This window comes from Acetobacter sp. AN02, from assembly GCF_029759835.1.
Taxonomy (GTDB): Bacteria; Pseudomonadota; Alphaproteobacteria; order Acetobacterales; family Acetobacteraceae; genus Acetobacter.
This window is the reverse complement of the sequence record NZ_JAJJND010000133.1, coordinates 1-4,924: the sequence shown is the minus strand read 5'-3', so window position 1 is coordinate 4,924 and position 4,924 is coordinate 1. Positions and strand designations below refer to the sequence as shown.

Genomic DNA, 4,924 nt, shown 5'->3' with positions numbered 1-4,924 from the left:
GCAGGACACCGGATCAGATCGCCAGACAAGGGTCTCGGGGGCATGCCCCCGAGACACTTGTCATCCCATCAACCCCAGGCCATAAAAAACGGGAACTCTCCTTTTGAGTGGATACAAAAAGGGGGGCACGTCAATGATCCTGCATCAGATCCGCTGCGGCAGAACAGCATTGATCTGTATATCGGCGCGACGGACAACATGAAGCCGGAGATCCGCCGTCAGACGCTGTCCCGGGACAAGGTGCGCGGCACGGTGCGCAAGGGGCATCCCATCCTGTCGGGTCCGGTTACGCCGCAGAGCATTGTTGAGTATGAATATATCAGCGTTTCACGCCGGGGGCGGGCGCGTGGGCCGATCGACTGGGCGTTGCGTGATCTGTACGGGCTGACCCGGCGCATTGCGATGGTGGTGCCGAACTATCACGCCATGATCGAGAGCATGAAGGAGACAGATCTGATTCTGGTCCTGCCCGGCATGGTTCTGGATCATGTATCGATGGATGCGCTCGGGCTCGCGACGTTCGAGTTTCCGTTTCCGCTTCCCTGGATCGAGGCATTTCATGCCTGGCACCCGCGGCATGACACCGATCCGGTGCATCGCTGGCTGAGAGAGACCTTTGTTTCGCGTTTTCAGGAAAATCCGGCCCGATATGATGTGAGGGGCAGCAGATGACCGGGAACCGCCGCCCCCCGTGTGTTTATGGCTGGATCTGCTGCATCTTCTGCGGCGGGGTTGCTCCCATTTCCGCAAGAAGTTCCGTGACCTGCTGCTGATTGTTCTGCAGCAGGGCGACGTTTTCCTGGTTCAGGCGCGGGGCCTGGCCGGAGGCCTGAGCCTGCGGGTCAGACAGCACGGCATGGGTGATACCGAAACCCGTCAGGCCGATGACGAAATCCCTCGGGGTGAAGCCATGCTTACGCAGGACCGGCTCCACGCCCGGGACTGAGGAGACGGCCTGGATGGTCTGTTCCAGGCTGAGATTGCGGCCTGTTGGCGGCTGGAGTCCGGCCTGGCGGAGTTCTCCCAGGGCTGCGGTCATGCGGGGCAGAAAATCCCGTGGCAGGGGATAGGCGGCTGCGGTGGCGACGTCGCGCCGCATCTGCGCCATCTCTGCTTCTGTCGGCGGAGTCTGCCCGGAGGCGGCCTGCGGCTGTGCTGTCTGCTGGGCCTGTGCGACTCCGGTCAGACCGGCGCAGAGGAGGGCTGCGGCGAGGCAGCCCGGGAGAATGCGGGAGAGGATCGGTTTCATGCTGCGTCAGTCCATTCACCGTCGATCATAAGGGGAATACGCTCGTTATCCGCGTTTACGCCATATACGGATGTTTCGGCGGAGCCGATCATCCAGTCCACGTGGATCATACTGCTGTTGGCTCCGCGCTCATTGAGGGCCTGTTCGCCGATTCCGACAGCATCGAACATACATTCGGCATAGGCCTGGCCCAAGGCGATATGGCTGGCGGCGTTCTCGTCGAACAGCGTATTGTGGAACAGCACGCCGCTCTGTGAGATGGGGGAAGAATGCGGTACGAGCGCGACCTCGCCGAGGCGGGGCGCGCCTTCATCCGTGCCGATCATGCGCTGCAGCACGTCCTCGCCTTTTCCGGCGCGGGCCTCCGTGATCTGCCCGTCCCGGAAGACCACGCGGATATCGTCGAGCATCGTGCCCTGCCAGGAGAGGGGCTTGGTGCTGCGGACATGGCCGTCCACACGCAGGCGATGCGGCGTCGTGAACACCTCCTCTGTGGGGATGTTCGGATTGCAGACGATACCGTTGCGGGCTTCGTTCGATCCGCCGACCCAGCGATGTCCGTCTGCGAGGCCGACAGTCAGTTCCGTGTCCGGGCCGCTGAAATGCAGGGCCGCGAAGTTCAGCCCGTTCAGCTTGTCCGCGCGGCGATGGAGGCGGGCATTATGCTCCACCCATTCCGAAACCGGATCGTCGTTGAGAATCCGTGACGTGGCGAAGATGGCCTGCCAGAGGCGTTCCACGGCCTGATCTTCCGGCAGGTCCGGAAAGACCTGTGCCGCCCAGGCCGGAGTCGCAGCGGCGACGATATTCCAGTTCACCTCGAAATTCGTAATGATTTCCATCGCCTGGCGGCCCGCTGCGGAAGAGGCCTTGCCGGCGCGGGAGATGCGCTCCGGATTCTGTCCGCTGAGCAGGGAGGGGTTGCCGCCGGTGATGGCCATGCGGGCCGCACCTTCGCGGAAGCCTGCCGCCATGCCATGGCTGAGCCAGGTTGCGGCGGTATCGAATGCGCTGTCCGGTGCAAAACGATAGCGGGCGAGGGTGGATTCATCATCGTTATAAAGCGTCGTCACCAGAGAGGCTCCGGTGCGATAGGCGTGCTCCGTAATACGGCGCACGAGCGGGACGGCATCCAGCGGCGCGGTGATGATGAGCTGCTGGCCTTCCTTCAGGTTCAGTCCGGTGCGGACGGCCACTTCCGCGAGGCGGTCGATTCTCTCTGCGATGGTCAGGGCGGAAGAGGGCGGGGAGGACGACATGACGGAATTCTCTGCTCAGTACGAAAAGATATTGCACAGGGTGGCCCGGACAGGCGTTGAGGGCAACAGGGGATCGCAGGCACAAGATGAGGAAAGTAGTTGATAAAATGACTATCTGCGCCTGAAATTAACCTTTTGTTAATACCTTTGCTGCAGAGACTGGCCACCGGTTAAGGAGACCTTAATGAATAGGTCCAGATCACAGATGTACGATCCGAGATTTATCAGCGAGGCTGCATGGGATCTGCGTGAAAGCCATGGCAGCGAGGCCCGGAATTACGCCGCCCGGCGCCTGGAGGCCGCGCACAGGATGAATCTGGGAAATGCCGCAGGATACTGGCTGGCGGTCTATCGCTGTCTGCAGCTCGGGGAGGAGATGCCTGCGCCTTATACGGCGCCTGCGGATGACGGCGCCGCACCGGAAACGGATGGTGTTCCGGGAGTTCTCACGGAGCATTCCTGATCCGAGGCAGGATCAGGAATGCCGCTCTGATCAGGCGTCGCGAGGGAGGAAGATCAGTTTACGATTGAGGAATTCCTCAATTCCGAATTCGGACAGTTCACGTCCGTAGCCGGAGTTCCTGATACCGCCGAAAGGAACATCCGGTGCGCTGCCGGTTATGGCGTTGATATAGACCATTCCCGTATCGATCTGATCGGCCACCTTGCGGGCACGTGCGACATCGGAGGAATGGACGGAGCCCCCCAGACCATAGGGCGAGTCGTTTGCCAGAGCGATGGCAGCTTCCTCTCCCTTCACGGAATGAATGACGGCCACAGGTCCGAAAATTTCCTCGTAAAAAGCGGGGTTATCCTTCGTGATGCCGGTCAGAATCGCGGCCTCAAGGAAGAATCCGTCACGATCAAGCTGTTTGCCGCCGGTGACGAGACTGGCTCCGGCCTCGACAGCTTTTTTCACCTGGGCCTGCGTGGTCTTCATGGCGGTTTCGCTGCTCATCGGACCATGTGTGACGCCCTGTTCGAGCGGATCGCCGTAGCGGAATTCCGCAAAAGCGTCCTTCAGGCGGGACGTAAAGGCGTCGACCAGAGACTCGTCAACGATCATGCGTTTGGCGGACGTGCACACCTGTCCGTTGTTGGAGATACGGGCAGCGGCCGCGCGCGGGACGACCTCATCCAGATCGGCATCGTCGAGAACGATGAAAGCGTCGGACCCGCCAAGCTCCATGGTGCTTTTCTTCAGCGCGCGTCCGGCCTGTCCGGCCACGGCACTGCCGGCGCGTTCGCTGCCTGTCAGGGCCACGCCGCGGATTTCCGGGCGGCCGATCAGGACTTCGGACTGGTCATTTGTCAGGAACAGGTTGGTGTATGCGCCTTCCGGTGCGCCTGCCTTGCGGAACAATTCCTCGAACGCGACGGCGCATTGCGGAACGCCGGGTGCGTGCTTCACCATCACGACGTTGCCTGCCATCAGATTGGGGGCGGCGACGCGGGCGAGCTGATAATAGGGGAAGTTCCAGGGCTCCACGCAGTAAATGACGCCAAGCGGCTCGTTCACGACGGTGGCTTCGTGGCCTCCGGATACGCTGAGTTTTTTCGGTGCGAGAAAGCGTTCGGCATTCTCGGCGTAATAGGTGAGGATGTCGGCGCTCAGCTCGATCTCGGCGACGGCCTCGTGCAGCACTTTCCCCATTTCGGTGGAGATCAGGCGGGCGTGTTTGTCCTTATCGGCCCTGAGAAGATCAGCGGCCTTGCTGACGATGGTCTTGCGATCCGCAAAGGAGCGTTTCCGCCAGTCTTCTTTCCACAGGGTATGAGCCCGGTCGATCATGGCCGACCCGTGGGGAGGGCGGGTGTGTCATATACGGGACAGTCCTGCCGCGGATGTACAACTTTTTATGAACAGTCCGTCTGTGCGGGTTGCATCATAACGGAAGTGAAAATGTATTGTCCGCAACGATAATAACAGGGCGTTTCCCTCAGTCTCATGCATATCCGGGGGATCAGGGTTTCAGGCGCTCGTGAAAGCGGACCGGATATGTCTGACAATAACAGGAAGGTGCGGTCTGCACGGATCTCTGCTCTGGTCCTTTCCCTGATGTCTGCCGCGGCGGGCATTCTTCCGGTCCGTGCGGCGGATATCACGCTCGGTTTCATCGGCCCTCATGAATATGACCTTCCGGTTGATTCCAAGCCGTTCAATGTTTTGGTGTAGTACGGCAACGGCAACGGGGCCGGGATGAGCTATAACGGGCAGGGACAGCGTTACGGAGGAGGCGGGAGCCATACCTGGTCGGGTATGACGAAATACGTCCATTTCCGTAGTTTTGATGCCATTCCGCATGTGGGTTTTGCGTTTGAGCTCCTTCAGACGGAGAATTATACCAACCGTTTCTTGATCAGACTCACGGGGTACCCATTGGGCTAAAAATGTGATTCACAGGATGCTGATCAT

4 protein-coding genes and 2 pseudogenes are annotated in these 4,924 nt (G+C 60.3%); 3 read left to right on the top strand and 3 right to left on the bottom strand.

What is annotated here, in order from left to right:
- Window positions 1–141: 141 nt before the first annotated feature.
- Window positions 142–658, top strand: a pseudogene (locus tag LOC54_RS11400) (LysR substrate-binding domain-containing protein); the annotation flags it as partial.
- Window positions 659–697: 39 nt separating this feature from the next.
- Here the strand turns inward: LOC54_RS11400 and LOC54_RS11395 are convergent.
- Together LOC54_RS11395 and LOC54_RS11390 are read right to left on the bottom strand one after the other, a co-directional pair.
- A complete protein-coding gene (locus tag LOC54_RS11395; protein ID WP_279313915.1) occupies window positions 698–1,249 on the bottom strand; it encodes a hypothetical protein in 552 nt (183 codons plus the stop codon).
- Window positions 1,246–2,508, bottom strand: coding sequence for an aminopeptidase (locus tag LOC54_RS11390; protein WP_279313914.1), 1,263 nt, complete (start codon window positions 2,506–2,508; stop codon window positions 1,246–1,248). Before LOC54_RS11390 ends, LOC54_RS11395 begins: the two co-directional genes overlap by 4 nt.
- A gap of 184 nt (window positions 2,509–2,692) precedes the next feature.
- Here LOC54_RS11390 and LOC54_RS11385 point away from each other — a divergent pair, with 184 nt between their 5' ends.
- Complete coding sequence (locus LOC54_RS11385) at window positions 2,693–2,971, top strand: hypothetical protein (RefSeq protein WP_279313913.1); 279 nt, start codon at window positions 2,693–2,695, stop codon at window positions 2,969–2,971.
- Between the two features lie 30 nt (window positions 2,972–3,001).
- On the opposite strand, the gene LOC54_RS11380 is transcribed toward LOC54_RS11385, so the two are convergent.
- Entirely contained in the window at window positions 3,002–4,300 is a 1,299-nt protein-coding gene (locus LOC54_RS11380) for an NAD-dependent succinate-semialdehyde dehydrogenase (protein WP_408740350.1), read from the bottom strand.
- A 267-nt stretch (window positions 4,301–4,567) separates the two neighbouring features.
- Between LOC54_RS11380 and LOC54_RS11375 the strand changes: the two are divergent.
- Window positions 4,568–4,852: pseudogene (locus tag LOC54_RS11375) on the top strand (transporter); the annotation flags it as partial.
- Window positions 4,853–4,924: the final 72 nt, after the last annotated feature.

Coding starts and splice junctions, on each gene's coding strand:
- LOC54_RS11380 (WP_408740350.1), bottom strand. CDS start 4,300: ATGATCGACCGGGCTCATACCCTGTGGAAAGAAGACTGGCGGAAACGC.
- LOC54_RS11395 (WP_279313915.1), bottom strand. CDS start 1,249: ATGAAACCGATCCTCTCCCGCATTCTCCCGGGCTGCCTCGCCGCAGCC.
- LOC54_RS11385 (WP_279313913.1), top strand. CDS start 2,693: ATGAATAGGTCCAGATCACAGATGTACGATCCGAGATTTATCAGCGAG.
- LOC54_RS11390 (WP_279313914.1), bottom strand. CDS start 2,508: ATGTCGTCCTCCCCGCCCTCTTCCGCCCTGACCATCGCAGAGAGAATC.